A 2,885-nucleotide genomic window follows, 5' to 3' on the forward strand; every position below is an offset into this window, starting at 1 on the left:
GCCGCCTGCAGCGCGCAGATCGGGTCGATCTCCGTGATGATCACCCGCGCACCCTGGCCGCGCAGCGACTCCGCACAGCCCTTGCCCACATCGCCATACCCGAACACGACCGCCGTCTTGCCACCGATCAGCACATCGGTCGCACGGTTGATGCCGTCGATCAGCGAGTGCCGGCAGCCGTACTTGTTGTCGAACTTCGACTTGGTGACCGCATCGTTCACATTGATCGCCGGGAACAGCAGCGTGCCGTCGCGGTGCATCTCGTACAGACGGTGGACACCAGTCGTGGTCTCCTCCGTCACGCCGCGGATGCCGGCGGCGAGTTCGGGCCAGTCGAGGGTGGAGCGGTGCAGCAGTTCGAGGATGACGCGGTATTCGTCGTTGTCGGCGGTGGAGGGGTCGGGGACGGCGCCGGCCTTGGTGAACTCGACGCCCTTGTGGACCAGGAGGGTGGCGTCGCCGCCGTCGTCGAGGATCATGTTGGGGCCTGCGTGGCCGGGCCAGGTCAGGGCCTGCTCGGTGCACCACCAGTACTCCTCGAGCGTCTCGCCCTTCCAGGCGAAGACGGGGACGCCCTGCGGGGCGTCGACGCTGCCGTTCGGGCCGACCGCGATGGCGGCGGCGGCGTGGTCCTGGGTGGAGAAGATGTTGCAGGACACCCAGCGCACCTCGGCACCCAGTGCGACCAGGGTCTCGATCAGCACGGCGGTCTGAACGGTCATGTGCAGCGAGCCGGTGATGCGCGCGCCGGCGAGCGGCTGGGCCGCGGCGTACTCCTTGCGGATCGACATCAGGCCGGGCATCTCGTGCTCGGCGAGGGTGATCTCCTTGCGGCCGAAGACGGCGAGGGACAGGTCGGCGACCTTGAAATCCGTGAAGTCAGCGGCCGGCTGCGAGGGCATGTGCACTCCTTGAGTTCTGGATGTTCTGGTGGATCTCGAGCGTCGCGGTGGAGCGGTTGAGCGTGATGTAGTGCAGTCCGGGGGCGCCTTCGGCGAGGAGCCGGTCGGCCATGGCGGTGGCGTGTTCGACGCCGATGCGGTGGCCGTCGGCCGGGTGGTCGCGGGCCGCGTCCAGGCGGCGGGCGAGGTGGTCGGGGAAGGTGGCGCCGGACAGCTGGGCGAAGCGGGCGATCTGCTTCACGTCGGTGGCCGGCATGATCTCGGGGATGATCGGGGTGTCGCAGCCGGCGGCCGCAACCCTGTCCCGCAGCCGTAGATAGTCCTCGGTGCGGAAGAACATCTGGGTGATCGCGTAGTCGGCCCCGGCGCGGCACTTGGCGACGAAGTGGCGGATGTCGCTGTCCCAGTCGGCGGAGCGGGGGTGGCGTTCGGGGAAGGCGGCGACGCCGACGCTGAAGTCGCCCGACCTGCGGACCAGGGAGACGAGTTCGTGGGCGTGGGCGAAGCCGTCCGGGTGCGCGGTCCAGGGGGCGTTCGGGTCGCCGGGCGGGTCGCCGCGCAGGGCGAGCACGTCGTGCACGCCGGCGTCGGCGTACTGGCCGATGATGTGGCGCAGTTCCGCGACCGAATGCCCGACGGCGGTGAGGTGGGCGACCGGGCGCAGGGTGGTTTCCGCGGCGATGCGTTTGGTGACGGCGACGGTGCGGTCGCGCGAGGAGCCGCCGGCGCCGTAGGTGACGGACACGAAGGTGGGCGCGAGGGCCTCGATGCGGCGGATCGCGTTCCACAGGGTGCGGGTCCCGGCTTCGGTTCTGGGCGGGAAGAACTCGAAGGAGAAGGAGGGTTTTCCGGTCGCGAGGGTGTCGCGCAGGGTGCTCATGCGCGGCCTCCGGCGTTGAAGTAGCTCGCCTCGGGGTGGTGGATGACGACGGCGTCGGTGGACTGCTCGGGGTGGAGCTGGAACTCCTCGGACAGCTGGACGCCGATGCGTTCCGGCCGGAGCAGGGCGGCGATCTTGGCGCGGTCCTCCAGGTCGGGGCAGGCGGGGTAGCCGAGCGAGTAGCGGCAGCCCTGGTATTCGGTGCGGAGCATGCCGTCGAGGGTGCCGGGGTCGCCGGAGGCGATGCCGAGTTCGGCGCGCACCCGGGCGTGCCAGTACTCGGCGAGTGCCTCGGCCAACTGCACGGACAGGCCGTGCAGTTCGAGGTAGTCGCGGTAGGCGCCTGCTTCGAAGAGCTTGGCGGTCTCCTCGCCGATCTTCGAGCCGACGGTCACGACCTGCAGGGCGACGACGTCCCTCTCGCCGGATTCCTCGGGGCGGAAGAAGTCGGCCAGGCACAGGTGCCGGCCGCGGCTTTGGCGGGGGAAGGTGAAGCGGGTCCGCTCCGAGCCGTCGTCGCCGAGGATGATCAGGTCGTCGCCCTTGGACACGCAGGGGAAGTAGCCGTGGACGACGGCCGCTTCGAGGAGGTTGTCGGTCTGCAGCCGGTCCAGCAGGCCGCGCAGCCGGGGGCGGCCTTCGCTCTCGACGAGTTCCTCGTAGGACGGGCCGGTGCCGCGGGCGCCCTTCAGGCCCCACTGGCCCTTGAACAGGGCGCTCTCGTCGAGCCAGGACGCGTACTCCCCCAGCGCGATGCCCTTGACCACGCGGGTTCCCCAGAACGGCGGCTCGGGGACCGGGTTGTCGACGGCGACGTCGGAGCGTGAGGGTGTCTCCGCGGGGCGCTCCTCGAGGAGGGGGGCGGTGGTCTGCACACGGCGCTGCTTGAGTTGGGGCAGTGCGGCGCCGGGGACGCCGCGTTTGACGGCGATGAGGGCGTCCATCAGGCGCAGGCCCTCGAACGCGTCGCGGGCGTAGCGGACTTCGCCCTCGTAGAGCTCGTGGAGGTCCTGCTCGACATAGGCGCGGGTGAGGGCCGCGCCGCCCAGGATGACCGGGTAGTCGGCGGCCATCCTGCGCTGGTTGAGCTCCTCCAGGTTCTC

3 protein-coding genes are annotated in these 2,885 nt (G+C 70.4%); all 3 read right to left on the bottom strand.

Translation table 11 applies throughout. The annotated features are described in order from the left end of the window. Positions 1 to 902: adenosylhomocysteinase (locus ACZ4SA_RS36775; protein ID WP_468283169.1), on the bottom strand; the 902-nt coding region annotated here is incomplete at its 3' end. Next, positions 880 to 1,782 carry a methylenetetrahydrofolate reductase [NAD(P)H] gene (gene metF / locus ACZ4SA_RS36780; RefSeq protein ID WP_468283172.1) on the bottom strand — a complete coding sequence of 301 codons (903 nt, stop codon included), beginning with the start codon at positions 1,780 to 1,782 and terminating at the stop codon, positions 880 to 882. The genes metF and ACZ4SA_RS36775, both read right to left, overlap by 23 nt. Next, a partial coding sequence (locus tag ACZ4SA_RS36785; protein WP_468283175.1) for a vitamin B12 dependent-methionine synthase activation domain-containing protein occupies positions 1,779 to 2,885 on the bottom strand: 1,107 nt, incomplete at its 5' end. The genes ACZ4SA_RS36785 and metF, both read right to left, overlap by 4 nt.

Source organism: Streptomyces sp. NPDC027962 (assembly GCF_055566095.1).